Origin of the sequence: Curtobacterium sp. MCBD17_003 (assembly GCF_003234885.2) — a bacterium.
Classification (GTDB): domain Bacteria; phylum Actinomycetota; class Actinomycetes; order Actinomycetales; family Microbacteriaceae; genus Curtobacterium.
This window is the reverse complement of record NZ_CP126275.1, coordinates 601,891-620,933: the sequence shown is the minus strand read 5'-3', so window position 1 is coordinate 620,933 and position 19,043 is coordinate 601,891. Positions and strand designations below refer to the sequence as shown.

At 71.5% G+C, this 19,043-nt stretch carries 18 protein-coding genes; 8 read left to right on the top strand and 10 right to left on the bottom strand.

All coding sequences use genetic code 11. The features are described 5' to 3' along the window. Window positions 1-112: 112 nt before the first annotated feature. Both DEI88_RS03075 and DEI88_RS03070 read right to left on the bottom strand, forming a co-directional pair. Window positions 113-1,813, bottom strand: coding sequence for a DHA2 family efflux MFS transporter permease subunit (locus DEI88_RS03075; protein ID WP_111072815.1), 1,701 nt, complete (start codon window positions 1,811-1,813; stop codon window positions 113-115). After that, the gene (locus tag DEI88_RS03070; RefSeq protein WP_111012314.1) at window positions 1,810-2,439 is read right to left on the bottom strand and encodes a PadR family transcriptional regulator; all 630 of its coding nucleotides are present in this window, start codon (window positions 2,437-2,439) and stop codon (window positions 1,810-1,812) included. Before DEI88_RS03070 ends, DEI88_RS03075 begins: the two co-directional genes overlap by 4 nt. A 125-nt stretch (window positions 2,440-2,564) precedes the next feature. Between DEI88_RS03070 and DEI88_RS03065 the strand changes: the two genes are divergently transcribed. The 4 genes from DEI88_RS03065 (at window position 2,565) to DEI88_RS03050 (ending at window position 7,021) form a co-directional block, all read left to right on the top strand. Next, a complete protein-coding gene (locus DEI88_RS03065) occupies window positions 2,565-2,816 on the top strand; it encodes a phosphoribosylformylglycinamidine synthase subunit PurS (protein ID WP_111011554.1) in 252 nt (83 codons plus the stop codon). A 5-nt stretch (window positions 2,817-2,821) separates the two neighbouring features. Further along, window positions 2,822-3,517, top strand: a complete 696-nt coding sequence (gene purQ / locus DEI88_RS03060) for a phosphoribosylformylglycinamidine synthase subunit PurQ (protein WP_111012427.1) — start codon at window positions 2,822-2,824, stop codon at window positions 3,515-3,517. 223 nt (window positions 3,518-3,740) lie between these two features. Next, the gene (purL, locus tag DEI88_RS03055) at window positions 3,741-6,074 is read left to right on the top strand and encodes a phosphoribosylformylglycinamidine synthase subunit PurL (RefSeq protein ID WP_111027227.1); all 2,334 of its coding nucleotides are present in this window, start codon (window positions 3,741-3,743) and stop codon (window positions 6,072-6,074) included. 2 nt (window positions 6,075-6,076) lie between these two features. Then, window positions 6,077-7,021 (top strand): 2-hydroxyacid dehydrogenase, encoded by a 945-nt coding sequence (locus DEI88_RS03050; RefSeq protein ID WP_111072816.1) that lies wholly within the window; start codon window positions 6,077-6,079, stop codon window positions 7,019-7,021. A gap of 113 nt (window positions 7,022-7,134) precedes the next feature. Here the strand turns inward: DEI88_RS03050 and DEI88_RS03045 are convergent, their stop codons facing one another. Genes DEI88_RS03045 through DEI88_RS03035 form a run of 3 tightly spaced genes read right to left on the bottom strand, consistent with a single transcriptional unit; the run spans window position 7,135 to window position 9,326 of the window. After that, the gene (locus tag DEI88_RS03045; protein WP_181441302.1) at window positions 7,135-8,250 is read right to left on the bottom strand and encodes a lactonase family protein; all 1,116 of its coding nucleotides are present in this window, start codon (window positions 8,248-8,250) and stop codon (window positions 7,135-7,137) included. After that, the gene (locus DEI88_RS03040) at window positions 8,247-8,609 is read right to left on the bottom strand and encodes a chorismate mutase (RefSeq protein WP_111011557.1); all 363 of its coding nucleotides are present in this window, start codon (window positions 8,607-8,609) and stop codon (window positions 8,247-8,249) included. The genes DEI88_RS03045 and DEI88_RS03040 overlap by 4 nt, the downstream gene beginning before the upstream one ends. Window positions 8,610-8,618: 9 nt before the next feature. After that, on the bottom strand, window positions 8,619-9,326 hold the full coding sequence (locus DEI88_RS03035) for a haloacid dehalogenase type II (protein WP_111072818.1): 708 nt from the start codon (window positions 9,324-9,326) through the stop codon (window positions 8,619-8,621). Window positions 9,327-9,513: 187 nt separating this feature from the next. On the opposite strand from DEI88_RS03035, the gene DEI88_RS03030 reads away from it, so the two are divergent. Both DEI88_RS03030 and DEI88_RS03025 read left to right on the top strand, forming a co-directional pair. Continuing rightward, window positions 9,514-9,801: a putative quinol monooxygenase gene (locus tag DEI88_RS03030; RefSeq protein ID WP_111011559.1), complete on the top strand. Its 288-nt coding sequence runs from the start codon at window positions 9,514-9,516 to the stop codon at window positions 9,799-9,801. A 97-nt stretch (window positions 9,802-9,898) separates the two neighbouring features. Beyond that, on the top strand, window positions 9,899-10,303 hold the full coding sequence (locus DEI88_RS03025; protein WP_181434616.1) for a DUF1304 domain-containing protein: 405 nt from the start codon (window positions 9,899-9,901) through the stop codon (window positions 10,301-10,303). Window positions 10,304-10,340: 37 nt separating this feature from the next. Here DEI88_RS03025 and DEI88_RS03020 read toward each other — a convergent pair whose 3' ends face one another. From DEI88_RS03020 to DEI88_RS03005, 4 genes are all read right to left on the bottom strand, one after another. Next, window positions 10,341-11,054, bottom strand: a complete 714-nt coding sequence (locus tag DEI88_RS03020) for a class F sortase (RefSeq protein WP_111072819.1) — start codon at window positions 11,052-11,054, stop codon at window positions 10,341-10,343. After that, on the bottom strand, window positions 11,051-14,071 hold the full coding sequence (locus DEI88_RS03015; protein WP_181441303.1) for a DUF7927 domain-containing protein: 3,021 nt from the start codon (window positions 14,069-14,071) through the stop codon (window positions 11,051-11,053). The genes DEI88_RS03020 and DEI88_RS03015 overlap by 4 nt, the downstream gene beginning before the upstream one ends. Before the next feature lie 500 nt (window positions 14,072-14,571). Beyond that, complete coding sequence (locus tag DEI88_RS03010) at window positions 14,572-15,084, bottom strand: VOC family protein (RefSeq protein WP_111011568.1); 513 nt, start codon at window positions 15,082-15,084, stop codon at window positions 14,572-14,574. A gap of 232 nt (window positions 15,085-15,316) precedes the next feature. Further along, the gene (locus DEI88_RS03005; RefSeq protein ID WP_111011269.1) at window positions 15,317-16,330 is read right to left on the bottom strand and encodes an iron-siderophore ABC transporter substrate-binding protein; all 1,014 of its coding nucleotides are present in this window, start codon (window positions 16,328-16,330) and stop codon (window positions 15,317-15,319) included. Between the two features lie 133 nt (window positions 16,331-16,463). Here DEI88_RS03005 and DEI88_RS03000 point away from each other — a divergent pair, with 133 nt between their 5' ends. Then, window positions 16,464-17,228: an enoyl-CoA hydratase/isomerase family protein gene (locus tag DEI88_RS03000; protein WP_111035487.1), complete on the top strand. Its 765-nt coding sequence runs from the start codon at window positions 16,464-16,466 to the stop codon at window positions 17,226-17,228. A gap of 85 nt (window positions 17,229-17,313) precedes the next feature. Next, window positions 17,314-17,892, top strand: coding sequence for a TetR/AcrR family transcriptional regulator (locus tag DEI88_RS02995; protein ID WP_181439696.1), 579 nt, complete (start codon window positions 17,314-17,316; stop codon window positions 17,890-17,892). Here the strand turns inward: DEI88_RS02995 and DEI88_RS02990 are convergent. Next, entirely contained in the window at window positions 17,889-18,881 is a 993-nt protein-coding gene (locus DEI88_RS02990) for an IS481 family transposase (RefSeq protein ID WP_284183586.1), read from the bottom strand. The genes DEI88_RS02995 and DEI88_RS02990 overlap by 4 nt on opposite strands. Window positions 18,882-19,043: the final 162 nt, after the last annotated feature.

Genomic DNA, 19,043 nt, shown 5'->3' with positions numbered 1-19,043 from the left:
CCCCTCCGGGGCCCCGCTTCCGCCCGTTCCCGACACTCCCGCGGTCGAACGACGGCGGCCCCGTCGCCACATGCAGGTGCATGGGACGGCGGGGCCGGGAGGCCGGGCGCGGCTACTCGAGGATGGTCGGCGTCGCGTCCGTGGTCGGGCCGACGGTGGCCGGGACAGCGGTCGCACCGGCCTCCGCCCCTGCGTCAGCCCCCGCCGGAGCACCGGCACCGGCACCCGCACCAGCACCGGCACCGGCACCGGCACCGGCACCGGCACCGGCACCGACCGGAGTACCCGCCGCCGCGGCAGGGGCACCGGCCTGCGCCGAGGCACCCGCACCCGCAGCCGGACGACCGGCCCCGCCCCACGCCGCGGCCTTCGGCTTCGCGAAGAACAGCGCGGCGACGATCGCCACGATCAGCACGGCCGCGGGGAGCACGAGCGCCTGCCCCATCGCGGTGCTGAACGGCAGCTTGAGGAACGACGGGAGCACCCCGATCGCGGAGGAGGCGCTGCCGGAGTTCCCCGCGCCTCCCGAGTGGGGGAACTCGGCGGAGATCCGCGACTCCATGAGCGCGGCGATGCCGGCGGAACCGAGCACGGCGCCGATCTGCCGTGTCGTGTTGTAGACGCCGGAGCCGGCGCCGGCGAGGCGCGGCGGCAGGTTCCGGGTGGCGGTGACGGACAGCGGCCCCCACATGCAGGCGTTGCCGAGGCCGAGCAGCAGCGCGGGGAGCAGGATCCAACCCCAGGCCGCGTTGCCGGCGATGAGGGAGCCGATCCAGAACAGCCCGGCCGAGGTGCAGGCGAGCCCGAACGCCCCGATCCACTTCGGGTTGACGCGGTGCATGTTGCGTCCGACGAACGGCGCGAGCCCCGCGGAGAGCACGGCCATGGGCGTGAGGAGGAGCGCGGCCTGCGTCGGCGAGAACGCCGTGACGTCCTGCGCCCAGAGCGTCACCGGCAGCGCGAAGGACGAGATCGAGACGCCGACGGCCGTGATGGCCAGGTTGGCGAGCGAGAAGTTGCGGTCCGCGAACAGGCCGAGCGGGAGGAGCGGCTCACCCTTCTGCACGCCCTGCCACACCACGAACGCGGCGAGCACGACGATGCCGGCGATGATGAGCGACCAGACGGAGATCGGGCCCGTGATGGTGCCCCAGTCGTAGGTCCCGCCCTCCTGGATGCCGAAGACGAGCAGGAACAGCCCGGCGGCGCTGAGCACGATGCCGAGGACGTCGAACGAGTGCGCGTGCGTGTCGAACGTGGGGACGAGCCGCTGCGCGAGCACGAAGGCGACGACGCCGACGGGCACGTTCACGAAGAAGATCCACTGCCAGCCGAGGCCGTCGACGAGCAGGCCGCCCGCGATCGGTCCGACGAGGGTCGCGACGCCGGCCGTGGCACCCCAGAGGCCCATGGCGGCACCACGGCGCTCGGGCGGGAACATCCGCGTGATGGTCGCCATGGTCTGCGGGGTCATCATCGCGGCACCGAGGCCCTGCACGACGCGGGCGACGATGAGCATGCCGATCGAGCCGGACAGCCCGCACCAGAGACTGGACAGGGTGAAGACGACGAGCCCGATCTGGTACATCGTCTTCGGGCCGAAGCGGTCACCGAGGCGACCGGTGATGAGGAGCGGCACGGCGTACGCGAGCAGGTAGGCGCTCGTCACCCAGATGACGGAGTCGATGTCGGCGTCGAGCTTCCGCTCGATGGTGGGGGTCGCGACGGACACGATGGTCGAGTCGACGAGGATCATGAAGAAGCCGATGACGAGGGCCCAGAGGGCCGGCCAGGGCTTGCGTTCGGTGGTCATGCGTTCGGTTCTGCTTCCTTGTGGTGGTCAGTCGCGTGGTACGCGAGGGCGTCGGGGTGGTCGTCCGCGCCCTCCCAGTCGAGGTCGCCCGTGGTGAGGCGGTCGACGACCTGCTCGACCGCCGCGAGTTCGGCGGCGAGCACGGTGCGCTGGTACGCCAGGTCGAGCCAGTAGCGCTCGGGGAGGTGCTTCGAGGTGACGCTCTCGTACGCCTCGTCGAGGAAGGCCGTCCGTTCCCGGAGCGCGGCGATCCGCGTGCCGAGGGTGTCGAGGACCTCGACGCGGGGCAGGTTGTGCGCCTCGGCGATGGCGAGCGGGAACTCGGGGTACTCCTCGGCCGGGGTCGCGAGCATCGTCAGGAGCTGCTCGCGGAGCACCGCCCGCCCCTGCTCCGTGATGGCGTAGGTGGTGCGCTCGGGCCGGTTGCCCTCGCGGTCCGTGCCCTGCTCGACCAGGTATCCGAGTTGCGTCAGTCGCCCGACCTGGTGGTAGAGCGTGCCCGGGCGCACCTTGACGTTCCGGTCCTCCTTCCGGAGCACCATCGTCTGGAACATCTCGTACGGGTGCATGGGGCGCTCGGCGAGCAGCGCGAGCGCGGCGAACGCGAGCGGTGTCATGTCCGGCATGGAGGGCCTCCCGTCCTGACTGTCCGACGCCAATTATTCGACGTGGAATATACGCCTTGGAACAACCGGACGCAAGGGTAGACTCGGCTGGTCCCTTCCCCCCGACCCCTGTTGGAGTTGACAAGGTGCCCACGATCGTCGTCGAGGTCATGCCGAAGGCAGAGATCCTCGACCCCCAGGGAAAGGCCGTGGGCGGCGCCCTGGCCCGCCTCGGCAAGTCCGACCTCACGAACGTCCGCATCGGCAAGCGGTTCGAGGTGTCCGTCGACGGGCCCGTCGACGACGCCAAGCTCGACGAGGTCCGCGGGATCGCGGCCGACGTCTTCTCGAACGCCGTGATCGAGGACGTCGTCTCCGTCCACGTCGAGGGCGAGTGACCCCGGTGCGCATCGGCGTCATCACGTTCCCCGGATCGCTGGACGACCGCGACGCCCAGCGCGCCGTCCGCCTGGCCGGTGCCGAGCCGGTCGCGCTCTGGCACGGCGACCACGACCTCCAGGGCGTCGACGGCATCGTGCTGCCCGGCGGGTTCTCGTACGGGGACTACCTGCGCGCCGGTGCGATCGCCGCGAAGGCGCCGATCATGGCCGAGGTCATCGACGCCGCCGACAAGGGGATGCCGGTGCTCGGCATCTGCAACGGGTTCCAGATGCTCGCGGAGGCCCGGCTCGTCCCCGGCGCGCACACCCGGAACGCGCACCAGCAGTTCATCCGGCGCGACCAGAAGCTGCGCGTCGAGAACGCCGAGACCGCGTGGACGAGTGGGTTCGCGCCCGAGCAGGAGATCACCATCCCGCTCAAGAACGCCGACGGCCGGTTCGTCGCCGACAGCGAGACGATCAAGCGCATCGAGGGCGAGGGGCAGGTCGTCTTCCGGTACGTCGGGGTCAACCCGAACGGCTCCATCGACGACATCGCCGGTGTCTCGAACGAGCGCGGGAACGTCGTCGGGCTCATGCCGCACCCCGAGCACGCCACCGAGCCCGGGTTCGGGCCGGACACCCCCGCCGCGATGTCCTCGGGCACCGACGGTCTCACCTTCTTCACCTCGGTCATCGAGTCGACGCTCGTCCGGTGACGAGCACCCCCGCTCGTCACACGGCGAGCACCGACGTGACCACCCGGCGCCGAACCGTCGACGCCCGCGACCAGGAGCCTCCGCAGCCGTGACCGACGCCCAGCAGCCCGACGCCCACGCGCAGTTCGCGCCCGAGCCCGCCACGACCGCGCCGGGCGCCCCGGTCGCCGAGGCACCCTCGATCCCCGGGCCCGCTCCCGCTGGCGCCGCTGGCGGTCCGTCCGTGGGCGGCCGAGGGGTCCCGGCTCCCGACACCGTGCAGGACGCCGCAGCGACGCCCGACAAGGAGCAGCCGTACGAGGCCCTCGGGCTCACGGCCGACGAGTACGCCCGGATCCGCGAGATCCTCGGGCGCCGCCCCACCTCGGGCGAGCTCGCCATGTACTCGGTGATGTGGAGCGAGCACTGCTCGTACAAGTCGTCGAAGAACTACCTGCGGCAGTTCGGCCGGAAGGTCACGCCGGAGATGACCAAGCGGCTCATGGTCGGAATGGGCGAGAACGCCGGCGTCGTCGACGTCGGCAACGGCTACGCCGTCACGTTCAAGGTCGAGTCCCACAACCACCCGTCCTACGTCGAGCCGTACCAGGGCGCGGCCACGGGTGTCGGGGGCATCGTCCGCGACATCATCTCGATGGGGGCCCGCCCGGTGGCGGTCATGGACCAGCTCCGGTTCGGCGCCATCGACGCCGAGGACACCGCGCGCGTCGTGCACGGCGTCGTCGGGGGCATCTCGTTCTACGGCAACTGCCTGGGCCTGCCGAACATCGGCGGCGAGACCTACTTCGACCCGATCTACCAGGGGAACCCCCTGGTGAACGCGCTCGCGGTCGGGGTCCTCAAGCACGAGGACCTGCACCTGGCGAACGCGTCGGGCACCGGCAACAAGATCGTCCTGTTCGGCGCCCGGACGGGAGGCGACGGCATCGGTGGCGCGTCGATCCTCGCCTCCGACACGTTCACCGAGGGCGGCCCGACCAAGCGGCCCGCGGTCCAGGTCGGCGACCCGTTCGCCGAGAAGGTCCTGATCGAGTGCTGCCTCGAGCTGTTCCGCGCTGACCTCGTCGAGGGCATCCAGGACCTCGGCGCGGCCGGCATCTCGTGCGCGACCTCCGAGCTCGCCTCGAACGGCGACGGCGGCATGCACATCTCGCTCGACGACGTGCTGCTCCGCGACCCCACGCTCACGGCCGAGGAGATCCTCATGTCGGAGAGCCAGGAGCGCATGATGGCCGTCGTCCGGCCGGACAAGCTCGACGCCTTCCTCGCGGTCACCGCCAAGTGGGACGTCGAGACGAGCGTCCTCGGCGAGGTCACCGGCACCGGCCGCCTGGTCATCGACTGGCAGGGGCAGGAGATCGTCAACGTCGACCCCCGCACCGTCGCGGTCGACGGCCCCGTGTACGACCGGCCCGTCGCCTACCCGACCTGGATCGACGCGGTGCAAGAGGACAGCGCGGCCTCGCTCGACCGTCCGTTCGAGGGCGAGGACCTCCGCACCCAGTTCCTGCAGGTGCTCGGTTCGCCGAACATGGCGGACAAGCGCTGGGTGACGAACCAGTACGACACGTACGTCCTCGGGAACACGGCACTGTCGTTCCCCGACGACGGCGGCATGATCCGCGTCGACGAGGAGACCGGCCTCGGCGTGGCGATCGCCACGGACGCCAACGGCCGCTACTGCTACCTCGACCCCAAGGAGGGCGCCCGTCTCGCCCTCGCCGAGGCCTACCGCAACGTCGCGACGACGGGTGCGGTGCCCGCTGCGGTGACCGACTGCCTGAACTTCGGCTCCCCCGAGAACCCCGAGGTGATGTGGCAGTTCTCGCAGGCGGTCGAAGGCCTCGCCGACGGCTGCATGGAGCTCGGGATCCCCGTCACGGGCGGCAACGTGTCGTTCTACAACCAGACCGGCACGACGCCGATCCACCCGACCCCCGTGGTCGGTGTCCTCGGGATCATCGACGACGTCGCCAAGCGGGTGCCGTCGGGCTGGCAGGACGACGGCCACAACGTCTACCTGCTCGGACGGACCTCGCTCGAGCTCGACGGCTCGGCCTGGGCCGGCACCGTGCACGGGCACCTCGGCGGGCGTCCGCCGGCGGTCGACCTCGACCAGGAGAAGGCCCTCGCGGACCTCCTGCACGCCGCGGCCGACGAGCAGCTGCTGACGAGCGCGCACGACCTCGCCGACGGCGGGCTCGCGCAGTCGCTCGCCGAGTCCGTGCTGCGGTTCGGCATCGGCGCGCGCGTCGTGCTCGACGAGCTCGAGGACCGCGACGGCATCGACCTCGCCACCGCGCTGTTCTCGGAGTCGACCGGCCGCGTGCTCGTCACCGTCCGGCGCGAGGACGACGTCCGGTTCCAGGGACTCTGCGACGGCCGCGGGTACCCGGTGCTCCGCATCGGCGTGACCGACGCCGAGTCGCAGGCGCTCGAGCTCCAGGGCGCCTTCACCGTGCCGCTCGCCGAGCTCCGTCGGACCCACGGCAGCACGCTGCCCGAGCGGTTCGGTGCCGTGGTCGAGGAGACCGTCACCGAGGGGACGCTCGGCTGACGATGACGGTCGTCACCCTGCCGACCGCGGAGATGCTCGACCTGTTCGGGCCCGCGCCCGACGGCGTCACGCTCGAGGTGTGGGACATCGAGTCGCCGCACCCCCGGCCGTCCTCCGTCATCGGCGTGCTCATCCCGGCGTACTTCCGCGGCGGTCATCGCTGGCAGTACGTGCACGACCTGCCCGGGCTCGAGCTCCTGCAGCTCCCGAGCGCGGGGTACGAGTGGGCGCTCCCCCACGTGCCCGGACACGCCACGCTCGCGAACGGCCGCGGGATCCACGACGACGAGACCGCCGAACTCGCCGTCGGCCTGGCGTTGACCTCGCTCCGGAACCTCGACGTGCACACGCTCGAGCGCACCCGGCAGGAGTGGACCGTTCGGCTCGGGCGCTCGCTCGCGGAACGGCGGGTGCTCGTGGTCGGCCACGGCTCCATCGGCCGCGAGATCGCCGCGCGGTTCGAGGCGTTCAAGTCCCACGTCACCGTCGTGGCCCGCACCGCTCGCGAGCAGGACGGCCGGCAGGTGCACGCGTTCACCGAGCTCCCGACGCTCGTGGCGACGGCCGACGTCGTCGTGCTCATCACCCCGCTCACCGACACGACGGCCGGGCTGGTGTCCGCCGAACTGCTCGCCGCCATGCCCGACGGCGCCCTGCTCGTCAACGTCGCCCGCGGTGGGGTCGTCGACACCGAGGCGCTCGTGGCCGAGTTGTCGTCCGGGCGCCTGTCCGCGGCGCTCGACGTCACCGACCCGGAGCCGCTGCCCGCGGGGCACCCGCTCTGGACGACGCCGAACACCGTGTTGACGCCGCACGTCGGAGGGAACACGGGTCTGAGCGTGCCGCGGACGGTGGACCTCATGCGGCGGCAGGTGGCGGCCCTGGCGGCCGGGCGGCCGCTCGTGAACGTGGTCGAGCCCGAGGGGGCGGGCTCCCCCGCGGCCTGACCGCGCCCACCGATCCCGTTCCGCCTGTCTTCGACGGTCCGGGCGTGGCCTGTGGACACGGCACCCGCGGACACGGCGCCCGCGGACACGGCGCCCCGGGCCCAACCCTCGGCTCAGGGGATGGGCACGATGCAGGTCGGGGTCCCAACGGGGACGACCGCGACGGGGGCACCCGGGATGCCGTCCTGGTCGAGCGGCAGGACCGCGACGCCGTCGGACCGCTCGTTCGCGACGAGGAGGAACCCGCCGACGCGGGCGAAGTGCCGCGGCCACGATCCACCGCACGGGACCTCCGCCAGGCGTCGCAGCCCCTGTGCGGCATCGAGCACGCAGATGGTGTCGCGCCCGCGAGCCGCCACGTACACGCGACCGGCGTCGTCGACCTCGATGTGGGACAGCAGCGTCTCGCCGACGGGCCCGTCGAACGCGGGTGCACTCTCGACGTCGTGCAGGACGCCGCCGGCATCGGCCTGGAGGCGGTGCACCCGTCCGTCGAGCTCGCCGCTGACGAGCAGGTGGTCGCCCCACCACGCCATGTGCCGGGGCCCCGTCCCGGCGGGCAGGGCGTGTTGACGGACGTGGTCGATGACGGGGGCGCCGTCATCGTCGACACCGATGCGGTACTCGTGGATCGCGTCCCCGCCGAGGTCCGAGACCAGGACGGTGCCGTTGCGGCCCGGGACGACCTGGTGCGCGTGCGGCTGCTCCTGCCGCGTCACGACCGGCCCCGAGCCGTGCGGGAGGTCGGTGCCGGTCGTCGAGAGGACCGGGGCTCCGGCCCGGGTCTCCGCACCGTGCTCGTACGCGACGGTCCCGTCGTGGAGGACCGACTCGGCGTGCACGTCCGCTGGTTCGAGTGCGACCGCACCGACGCTGCCCGAGGAGTAGTTCGCGAGCAGCAGGACGCCGGACGGATCGACGTGCGCGTGGCAGGGGTCTGCACCGTGGCTCGGGGCATCCCAACGGTGCTCGAGGGTGGCGTCGTGACGGCGGAACGCATGCACGCTGCCCTCCGCCGCTTCGGACACGGCGAACACGCTGTCGCCGGACTGCACGAGGAACGAGGGGTTGTCGACGACGGCGATGGTCCGCGCCGCCAGGTCACCCGCGGTGTCCGCCTCGACCAGGGAGATCCCCGTCGCGTTCCCACCCCGGGATGCCGTGTACCCGCCGACGAGGAACCGCAGCGCGGCGAGTCCCTGCCCCGCCCCGTCCGCGGTGTCCGTCACTCGTCGCCCACCGCGATCCGCTCGTGGTGGTGGATCACCTCGGCGATGATGAAGTTGAGGAACTTCTCGGCGAAGGCGGGGTCGAGGTGCGACTCCGCCGCGAGCGATCGCAGCCGCGCGACCTGGACCTGCTCGCGCTCCGGGTCCGCCGGCGGCATACCGGCCGCGGCCTTCAGGTACCCCACCCGCTGCGTGTACTTGAACCGCTCCGCGAGCATGTGCACGACGGCCGCGTCGATGTTGTCGATGCTCTGCCGGATCGCCGCGAGCTCGTCGACCGCGGAGCGCTCGTACGGCGAGGCCGAGCGGGTTCCTCGGGTGTCGGTGGTGGTCCCGGAGGGCTGATCGGCGGCGGTCATGCGACGAGCCTAACGGCGGCCACCACCGCGGGTCGCTGTGTGACAGCGGCTGTGGATCACGCCTGCGAGCTCGACGAGGGACGGCACGGCGAACTCGGCTCGCTCGAACACCGCCGGCCAGGGCGCTCCGGTGCGGTCGACGAACGCCGTCCGGAGCCCGACCCGCCGAGCACCGTGCAGGTCCCAGGGGTGCACCGCGGCGAGCACGGCCTCGCCCGGTTCGACCCCGATCGACGCGAGCCCGCGCCGGTAGGCGTCCGGGTGGGGCTTCATGACGCCCGTGTCCTCGACGCCGATGTGCCGCTCGACCAGGTCCGCGACCCCGGCTCGCTCGACCAGTGCCCGTGCGTTGGCTCCCGCCCCGTTCGACAGCGTCACGATCCGGTGCCCCGCTGCGGCGAGCGCGGTGATCCCCCCTGCGACGTCGTCGTGCGGCGGGAGCTCGGCGAACGCTCCGAGGATCGCGTCAGCCGCATCCGCCGGCTCGTCGAGCAGAGCCTCGACGTGTGCCAGGAGCCCGAGCAGCACGGGGCGTCCGACCTCGGCGAACGAACGGGACTCGCCCACCATCGTCAGGGCGAAGCCGTCGCGCAGGGTGGCGGCGAACCAGGTCTGCGCGAGGGCACCGGCAGCCCCCTCGGCCTCGAAGGCCGGGGCGAGCGCCGACAGGTCGGAGAGGGTCTCGTTGACGTCGAGCACGATGACGGGTCGGTCCATGTCGGTGACGCTACGCGCCAGGACGGGCGCGCCAGGGCCTCCCGGCTGACCCTGGGGACGACGGCGGTGCGGTCGGCGCTGTGGAGGGGAGGATGCCGGACACGGCCCTCCTGCCCGCCTAGGCTCGGCAGCGCCCGGCGTCGGCCGGGACCGGCGCGGGCCGGGAGGCACGGGAACGGAGTCGAGGATGGCAACGATCGTCAGCGCCACGTGGATCGCGATCGAGGGACACGAGGGGACCGTCGCCGAGTCCCTGCAGAGCCTCGTGGAGGCCACGCACGCGGAGCCGGGCAACCTCGTGTACGAGGTCTACGTCGACGACGCCGAGCCGCGCGTGTTCCGGATCTTCGAGAAGTACGTCGACGACGACGCGTTCCAGGCACACATCGACTCGCCCCACTTCTCGGAGTACGGCACGCTGGGAGCGATCCCCCATCTGGAGGGCCGGGAGCGGCGGACGTTCCGCGCACTCTGATCGGGGGTTCCCCCACACACCCCGCTGACACCACTGCCGTCCACACCACTCCTGGGCGTGGTCTGGGCAGCTCCCCGCTCCTGGGACAATGGTTCCCATGTCGATCGTGCTCGGGATCTCGTGTGTGTTCGCCGTCCTCGCCGGACTGGTGCACGTCTACATCTTCTTCCTCGAATCCGTCGCCTGGACGAGCCCGCGCACGCGTCAGGTGTTCGGCATCGCGGACGAGGCCGAGGCGCGATCGACCCGGACACTGGCGTTCAACCAGGGCTTCTACAACCTCTTCCTGGCGATCGGGGCGGTGCTCGGGGTCGTCCTCGTCGTCACGGGCAGCAGCGCGACCGGGTGGGCTCTCGTCGTCTTCGCGTGCGCGTGCATGGTCGGCGCATCGGTGATCCTCGGGGCCACCGGTCGCCGCTACCGCAACTCCGCGCTGGTGCAGGGGTCGTTCCCGCTGATCGCGCTCGTGTTCGCGTTCATCGGGTCGTTCTTCGCGTCCTGAGCCGCGCCTCCCGGCCGCACCGCGTGGCGGGCCCCGCTCACTCCCGGGTCGCCTCGATCACCACGTTGTCGACGGAGCGGCGGCCGTCCGGTCGCTGGAGGCACGTGATCACGACGAGTCGGCCCGGCACGTCCCTCCAGATCGACGACGTCGACGCGAGCCGACCCTTGGGCACGACGCGCGCCGTGCTGACGCGGTACTCGACACCGCCGACGCTGATGACCGTTCCGGGTGCCACCGAAGCGCGCCGCCGAACGACGTCGATCAAGAAGTTCCCCGGCGCGAGGCCGCCGTTGCGGAGGGAGTGCATGACCACGAAGACCGTGCCGCGGTCCCCCTCGGCGAGAGACGCCCCGAGACCGTCCACGACGTAGGCGGACGTGAACCCGGGCGGGGTGATGACCCCGCCGGCGGCGGCGAGCCGTGCGAGGGGCACGTCGAGATCGAGGGACCTGACGATGAACCGGGAGCCGGCCCGTTCCTCCTGCCCGGCCGCGGTTCCGGCACCGGTCGTGGCTCCGGCCCCGGTCGCGGGCCGGGTCGCGATCGGACCCTCCGGGTCGAGCTGCACGGCGTTGCCGCGCATGTCCACCACCGTTCCGGCCGCTGAGGGTCCGGCGTCCAGGAAGTACCCGCCCACGCCACCGGCGATCATGAGCACGGCGAGGGCGCCGGCCGCGAGGAGCACCCGCGGCCGGCGCCGGCCCGTCCGACGTCCCCGTCGCGCGGGATCCGCCTGCGGATCGGTCACCGCTGGCGACGCCGGAGGACCGTGAACAGCACCACACCGGCGAGCGCCGTGCCTCCCGCACCGAGGAGCACCGTCCACCAGCGCGCGCCCGCCCCGGGCTCGGCGACCGTGCCCCCGGTGCGCACCGCCGCGCCGGTCACCGGTTCGTCCGGCGCGGCCTCCGCGCCGGGCTCGGGCTCGGGAGGCGCGACCACCGTGGTCGTCGTGCATCCTGCGTCGGTCACGCATGCACCGCCCGGAGCACTCGGGGTGACGACGTTCACGAGCGATCGGTCGCCGGTGTCGGGATCGTCGACGGTCACCGAGTACGAGACCCTCGTCGTCTCGCCCACCCCGAGCGCCCCGGACCAGGCGAGGGTGGCGTCCGACACCGTCGCGCCGTGGTCCGCGTCCCGGTCGTAGGTCGCGTCGTCGAGGACCGCCGACAAGTCGTCCTCGAAGGACGCCGGGTCCTCGTCCCTGAACGCGACGGCCCCGGTGTTCTCCACCGTCACCGTGTAGGTGACGACGTCCCCCGGATCCGCGTGGTCGGTGTCGGCCGTCTTCTGCACGGTGTACGAGCGGACCGGGACCCGCACGACGCACGTCGGGTCCTGCAGGTGGGAGCGGCAGTTGCTGTGGGGCGCGACGACGGTGTTGGTCAGGACGTCGTCGGCGTCACTCGCGGCACGGTCACCGACGGTGACGGAGTAGGTGAACGCCGCGGAGGCGCCGGCGGCGAGCGGGCCGCTCCACGTCAACTCCGGCTCGCGGTAGGTGACGTCGTCCGGGAGGGTGTCGACGGTCGCGTCGTCGAGCACCCCCGACAGGTCGTCGACGAACGTCGCCGGGTGTGCCGCGGTGTAGTCCGCGGTACCGGTGTTCCGCATCGTCACGGTGTAGGTGACCGTCCCTCCCGGCGTGACGACGTCGACGTCGGCGGTCTTGCTCACCGCCAGGGAGCGCACCTTCGTGGTCGTGGCGCACCCTGCCGTCCCACAGGAGCCCCCTGCGGCCGTCGGTCGGACGGAGTTCACGAGCTCGTGATCGCCCGTGTCCGGGTCGTGGACGGCCACCGAGTAGGTGATGGTCTTCATCCGCCCCACGGCCAGGGCCCCCGACCAGGAGAGGGTGTTCCCGGAGATCGTCGCGCCGTCCGGAGTGTCGCCCTGGTGGTCGGCGTCGTCGAACACGCCGGAGAGGTCGTCGGTGAACGAGGCCGGGTTCCCCGCCGTGTAGTCGACCTTGCCGGTGTTCGACACCCGAACGGTGTAGGTCACGACGTCGCCCGGGTCGGCGGCGGACACAGACGCTCGCTTCTCGACGGTGTAGGCGGCGGCGCGGGAGTGGGCCGTGCAGCCCGGGTGTGGGTCTGTGGTCGTGCAGTTGGCGCCCGGAGCAGTGCCGACGACGGTGTTGTCGAGCCGGCCGTCACCGCCACCACCCGGATCACCGACGAGGACGGAGTACGTCACGGTGACCTTCGCCCCCACCGCCAACGGCCCCGACCACCGCAGCCCGGGCTCGTCGTACCCCACAGCACCGCCGGACGCCGTCGCGTCCCGGCCGTACACAGCGTCGTCGAGGACCTGGGCGAGGTCGTCGTCGAACGACGCCGGATGCGCGTCCGTGTACGGGGCCGCGCCCGTGTTCTCGACCGTGATGGTGTAGCGGACGGTCGATCCCGCGACGACGTCGGAACGGTCCGCCGTCTTCGTCAGGACGTACGACCGGACCGGCGTCGTCGTGGCGCACCCGGCCGCTCCGCAGGTCCCGCCCGGGGACGACGGGGCGACCACGTTGCGGAGTCGGTGATCACCCTGGTCGGGATCGTCCACCGTGACCGAGTACGTGATCGTGCGGGTCGCACCGGCTGCGAGCGCGCCCGACCAGGAGAGCGTCTTCCCGGTGACGACCGCACCACCGGACGCGTCGTCGCGGTATCTGGCGTCGTCGAGGACACCCGTGAGATCGTCCGTGAACGACGCGGGGTCCTCCGACGTGTAGTCGACGTTCCCCGTGTTGGCCACCGTGATCGTGTACGACACGCGGTCCCCCGGCTGTGCGACCGTCGCTGAGGCGGACTTGGTCACCGTGTAGCTCCGGGCGCTGTTGGTGACCGTGCACGTGATGTCGTCACCGGCCGCCGGGGTCACGCGTTGGACGGTGCCGCCGCCCGACGGCAACCGCGTCGGGCTCTCGGGGTTCGCGTTGGTGCAGGTCCACTGCTGCGCGTACCCGGACAGGTCGGTGCCCGTGCCCGTGGTGGCGGTCTCGGAGAGCGTGAACGCGCCTCCACGGCTGTCCGGGAGGACCGTGGTCGACCCCGTCGTCGAGGTGTCGGCACCCCCGGTCGTCGCGGATGCCAGGACGGTCCCCTGCGGTGACGTGATCGCCGTGTCGAACGAGTCGGACGGACTCGAGCGGCCGTCGACCGCCTTCCGCAGGGTCAACCTCGACGTGACGAACGCGAACGCGACAGCCTCCGCGCCGCTGCGGTTGGTCTCGCTCAGGACGGCCTCGATCGACGTCGGTTCGTTCGCCTGGAGCACGAGCGCACCGAACGGTCCTCTGCCCCCCTCGCACCGGACCGCGGTCGATCCGATCCCGGTCACGCCCCCGCTGCATGCGGGTCGCGCCGGATCCGGGACGTCGAGGCGACCGAGCGGAACGTCCGACGCGAAGTCGATCCGTTCGTGGGTCTCCGAGGTCTCCGCATCGGCGGCGACCATGCCCCATCCTGTGACCGGCGTCCCCGACGCGTCCTCGACGTGGATGTCGCTCAATGCGAAGCGCGCCCCGACGTTCCGCGCGTCGTCGAACCCGAGTGCCGGTCGACCTGGGATGCCCCGGTAGATCTGCGTCCCGATGTACGCCTGTTTGTACGTCGGTGTGCTCGCAGCACGCGTGGTGCCGGCACGGTACCCGCTCGGCGTCGCGGTCCTGATGGTGTATCGCAGGACGTAACCGCCGGGGAGCCTGGCGCTCATCGTCTGGCCGGTCGCGGAGCGCGCCTGACCCTCGTCGTACGAGGACATGTCCAACCAGCACAGATTGGACGCTTCAGTCCCTCCACTGCCGTACCCGCAGCCCGTGGGCGAATCCGAGACGGTCCGGGCTTCGGCGACGGGCGCGAGGACGCCGGTGGCGAGAGCGGTGCTCGCGGTAAGGACGGCGGCTGCGAGAGCCGCGATCCGCCTCCGGATGGGTGCGCCGCCGGGGCGGTTCCTGTGGTGTTGCGTGTGCATCGGGGCAGCGTGGGCCTTCCACCACCGCGGACCGCGGCGACCGCGGTCGGGTGGACGTCATGAACGGGAGGCGTTCACTCTGACGTCCACGGGCGGCGGCGATCGGCCATCCCTCGCGGCACACGGGGGTCGTGGCCGGTCACGTCACCCGTCGCATGACCTGGGGGCGACGCGGGATCCTCGAGCACCTCGTCCCCACACCGGGCCGCGACCGCGGGCTCGGGCACGGGCACGGGCTCGGGCACGGGCACGGGCGCTGGTTACGGCCCGGGCGCTGAGCAGCCCGGTGCTCAGGCGTCGGCGGCGAGCTGTGCGGCGGCCTGCCCCCACCACTCCTCGACGGCGCGGATGCTCTGCTCCTCGGAGATGTCCGGGCGGCGGCTGAGCAGGGCCCAGCGGTGTCCGAACGGGTCGATGATCGACGCGAAGCGATCGCCGGACACGAAGTCACTCGGGGCCTCGCGCCCGTCGGCGCCTGCTGCGACCGCCCTGGCGTAGACGGTGTCGACGTCCGCCACGTAGAGGACGGTCGAGCTGCTGACGCCGTCGCCGCCCTTCTGCGGCGGGGTCAGTCCCATCGCCGGCATCGGGTCGGACAGCTGCAGTCGCCCGGTCCCGAAGTCGAGCTCCGCCTGCCCCACGAACGGTTCACCGCCCTGGGTGGCGGGAGCGTCGAGGCGGTAGACGACCTCGGCGCCGAAGACATCGACGTAGAACGCGATCGCCTCGGCCGCGGGGTGCACGACGAGGAACGGGGTCAGGCTGGTGTAGCCGGCGGGGCGGAAGGCGCTGTCATCGGTCATGTCGCTCATCCAACTCCCGGCCGCGGAGCACTGCTCGGACGGCGTCGTGTGCACACACGACCGAACTCGTGTCGTCCGACAGTGGTTCCGTCGTCACATGCGCACGCAGCATCTGCGGACGTATGAAGCGACGTTCCCGTTGTCGGACGACGGGCACAGTGTCGGGAACAGGCGGTCTCCGAAGGGGGGCGGGGGCGGGCGGCCCGGGGCGGGGCCGAGGGCCCGAGGCGGGTCAGCCGAGCTTCGCCGCGAACTGGTCCGGCAGCCGCTTCAGGGCCCAGAGGATCGCGGGCACCGTCCCGATCGAGAACGCGGAGGAGACGTCCGCGTTGCGCTCGACGATGACGTGACCCTTCTTCACCGAGGGCACCTGCTTGAACAACGGACTCGAGGACGCCTGGGCCGCCGTCGTGTAGATCGGCAGGATCACGGTGAGGTCGGCGTCGAGCAGGTCGAGGTTCTCGTTCGACAGCGTCGCGGAGAACGCGCTGCCCGCGGCCTTGTCGACCGCCTTCGGCTGGGTGAACCCGAGCTGCTTCATGAACGCGACGCGGGAGTCGCCCGAGGCGTAGGCGCCGTACCCGCTCGACGTGTACGCACCGATGACGGCCGTCTTGCCCTTGAACTCGGGGTGGGCCTTCCGCGCGCTGGCGAACGCGGAGTCCACCTGGTCGAGCAGGTCCTTGCCCTGCTGCACCTTGCCGAGGGCCTTCGCGATCATGGTCACCTGCTGGTCGGTACTCGTCAGGTAGTTCGCGCCGCCCTTCGGGATGGCGACGGTCGGGGCGATGGCGGAGAGCTTCTGGTAGCGGTCCTTGTCGCCCGAGCTCTTCGTGTCGAGGATCAGGTCGGGCTTGAGCGCGACGATCTGCTCGTAGCTCGGTTCGAGGGTGCCGATGATCTTCGGCGACGTGGTGTACGCGCCCTTGAGCCAGGGGCCGACGCCCTCGCCGCCGAACGCGAGCCAGTCGCTCGCGCCGACGGGCTGGACACCGAGGGCGAGGGCCGTCTCGGCGTCCCCCCACCCGAGCGCGACCACGCGCTTGGGCGCGGACGGGATCGTCGTCGTGCCGAACGCGGTCTGCACCGACACCGGGTAGGAGGAGCCGCTCGTCGCCGTCTGCGAGGCGCTGTTCGAGGCGGTGCCGCTGCTGCACCCGGCGAGGACGAGGGTGGCCACGACGGCGGTCGCGATGGCGGCGACGAGGGAACGGAGGCGGCGCGCGGGCCGACGGCTGGCAGTCACGAAGGTGAGGCTACCCTAAGCCGCCCCCACGCCTCCCGCGAGTCCGGCTTGACGTAACTGAACGGATCTGTATGGTTGAGCCAACGCGGCTGAACAGACCTGTTCAGTTGCCAACCGAGCCCGAGGAGCCACCATGACCACGCCCACCTACTTCGACCAGTACGACAACCTCGCCTTCGAGCGCGACGAGGACGGCGTGCTCGTCCTCCGCTTCCACACGGACGGCGGACCCCTCACCTTCACCGGCCGGACCCACGAGGACCTCCCCCAGGCCCTCGAGGACATCGCGCTCGACGCCGACAACCGGGCCCTGGTCATCACCGGCACCGGCGAGCACTTCATGAAGGACATCGACGGCCCGAGCCTCGGCGAGATCTTCAAGCCGGCCGCGTGGGAGAAGACCCGCGTCGAGGGCCGCAAGGTCCTCGAGCGCCTCCTCGACCTGCCGATGCCGGTCGTCGGCGTCGCGAACGGCACCGCCACGATCCACTCGGAGTACCTGCTGCTCGCCGATGTGCACATCGCGTCGGAGCGGGCGACCTACGGCGACTTCCCACACCCCGCGTTCGGCATCACCGCCGGCGACGGCCTGCACGTGGTGTGGGAGGAGATCGCCGGCACCCAGCGCGCCAAGTGGCTGCTCTGGACCGGCGAGACCATCGACGCGCAGACCGCGTTGCAGTGGGGTGTCGTCAACGAGGTCGTCGCGCACGAGCACGCCCTCGAGCGCGGCATCGAGATCGCGCGGAAGCTCGCCGCCAAGCCCGCGCTCTACCGTTCGCTGCAGAAGCAGACGCTCAACCTCGCCCTGCGACGCCGGCTGACCCAGGACGTCCCGTTCGGGATGGCGCTCGAGGGCCTCACCGCCGCCGATCTGGCGTACCAGCAGCAGGCCTGACGTGGAAAGCGCGGGGGTGCCGCCGTCTCGATCGGCGCCCCCGCCCGCGTCGTAGACTGAACAGATCAGTTCAAGGAGGCCCGACGTGGCGACCACGACACCCCGCACCCGCAAGCGCCCTGCGCTCGACCGCGTCGTGCAGACCGCCGACCGGCTCTTCTACGCCGACGGCATCCACGCGACCGGCGTCGACACGATCGCCGATGCCGCGAACGTGTCGAAGGCCACCATGTACACGTACTTCCGCACGAAGGACGACCTGGTCGGCGCGTACGTCGAGGGCCGGAGCCTCGCTTGGCGCGACCATCTCACGACGCAGCTCGCCGCGGCCGACGTCGACGCGGCAGAGCAGATCCTCATGGTCTTCGACCTGCTCGGCACGTGGTTCGCGACGGACGACTTCAACGGCTGTCCGTTCATCAACGCCGAGGCCGAGAGCACGACGGATTCGCCCGCGCACGTCGTGAACGTCGAGCACCGCACCTGGATCCGGGCGCTCTTCACCGACCTCGCCGCCCGGGCCGGCACCGCCGACCCCGCCGCGACGGCGATCCGGCTCGCGATGCTCTACGACGGTGCCATGGTGGGCGCACACACGGAGCCGCAGCTGCCGTGGGCCGCCGAGGCCCGCGACGCGGCCGCCGTCCTCATCGCCCAGCGCTAGCTGTACTGCCCAGGGAGGTTGGTCAACCGAGTGATCGGTGACCGGTTCCCGATGGCGGTGTGGGGCCGGTGGTGATTGTAGTGATGCAGCCATGCCGGGAGGGCGTTCCGGCGGGCGTGCTCGGTCGGGTAGTGCCGTGAGAACGCCCACCCGTCGGCGAGGGTGCGGTGGAAGCGTTCGATCTTCCCGTTGGTCTGCGGCCGATAGGGGCGGGTCTTCTTCGGCGTGATCTCCAGCTCAGTGCAGGCCTCGCGCCAGGCGTGGGACTTGTAGGCAGAGCCGTTGTCGGAGAGGACCCGCTCCACCCGGACACCGCGTGCGGCGAACCACGACACGGCCCGCCGTAGCACCCCGATCGCGGTCGCTGCTTTCTCGTCGTCGTGGATCTCGGCGTAAGCGACGCGGGAGTGGTCATCGATCACGGTGTGCACGAACGCGGTCCCGATCAGCGGGCCGCGATGCTTGCTGCGGCCCTTACCGGGCGTTGCTGACCGGTTCCGCCCACCTTGCTGTCGGCCGACGTAGCGCCAGCCGCCGCCATCGGGGATGTTGCCGAGTTTCTTCACGTCGACGTGGATCATCGCGCCCGGACGTTCGTGCTCGTAACGGCGCACGAGTTCGCCGGTGCGGATGTCGATGTGGTGCAGCCGGTTCACCCGACAGCGGGTCAGCACGGCGTGCACTGTCGAGGCCGGCATGCCGAGTTGCCCGCCGATCCCAACGGGACCGAGGCGCTTTCGCCAGCGAAGTGCGACGACCTTCTTCACCAGCTCAGGGCGGGTGCGGTTCGGGGACCGGTGCGGACGGGACGAGCGGTCATGCATGCCCTCGGCGCCCATGGCCGCATACCGGTCGGCCCAGCGCTTCGCGGTCGGCCAGGACACGTGGAAGAACAGGGCTGCGTGCCGGACTGGCCAGCCGTCATCGACGATCAGACGACCTATCCGGAGGCGTTGGCGTGGTGTCAGGGCAGCGTTAGCGTGGGACACGAGGACCTCCTGCGGAGAGTGTGTGAACTAGACAGCTCCACTCCACTGCAGGAGGTCCTTCTCACATCCCAACGACTACAGCGAGTCGTCGCAACACAACCAACGTCCCTGGGCAGTACAGCTAGCGACGCGTCCGCGGCCCCGCAGGGTGGCGCGGCGCAC

What these genes read in the sequence shown, in the direction of transcription:
- DEI88_RS03050 (WP_111072816.1), top strand. Translation starts at nt 6,077, where the DNA reads ATGACGGTCGTCACCCTGCCGACCGCGGAGATGCTCGACCTGTTCGGG.
- DEI88_RS03015 (WP_181441303.1), bottom strand. Translation starts at nt 14,071, where the DNA reads ATGTCCTCGTACGACGAGGGTCAGGCGCGCTCCGCGACCGGCCAGACG.
- DEI88_RS03000 (WP_111035487.1), top strand. Translation starts at nt 16,464, where the DNA reads ATGACCACGCCCACCTACTTCGACCAGTACGACAACCTCGCCTTCGAG.
- DEI88_RS03040 (WP_111011557.1), bottom strand. Translation starts at nt 8,609, where the DNA reads ATGACCGCCGCCGATCAGCCCTCCGGGACCACCACCGACACCCGAGGA.
- DEI88_RS03035 (WP_111072818.1), bottom strand. Translation starts at nt 9,326, where the DNA reads ATGGACCGACCCGTCATCGTGCTCGACGTCAACGAGACCCTCTCCGAC.
- DEI88_RS03010 (WP_111011568.1), bottom strand. Translation starts at nt 15,084, where the DNA reads ATGACCGATGACAGCGCCTTCCGCCCCGCCGGCTACACCAGCCTGACC.
- DEI88_RS03075 (WP_111072815.1), bottom strand. Translation starts at nt 1,813, where the DNA reads ATGACCACCGAACGCAAGCCCTGGCCGGCCCTCTGGGCCCTCGTCATC.
- DEI88_RS03070 (WP_111012314.1), bottom strand. Translation starts at nt 2,439, where the DNA reads ATGCCGGACATGACACCGCTCGCGTTCGCCGCGCTCGCGCTGCTCGCC.
- DEI88_RS03025 (WP_181434616.1), top strand. Translation starts at nt 9,899, where the DNA reads ATGTCGATCGTGCTCGGGATCTCGTGTGTGTTCGCCGTCCTCGCCGGA.
- DEI88_RS03030 (WP_111011559.1), top strand. Translation starts at nt 9,514, where the DNA reads ATGGCAACGATCGTCAGCGCCACGTGGATCGCGATCGAGGGACACGAG.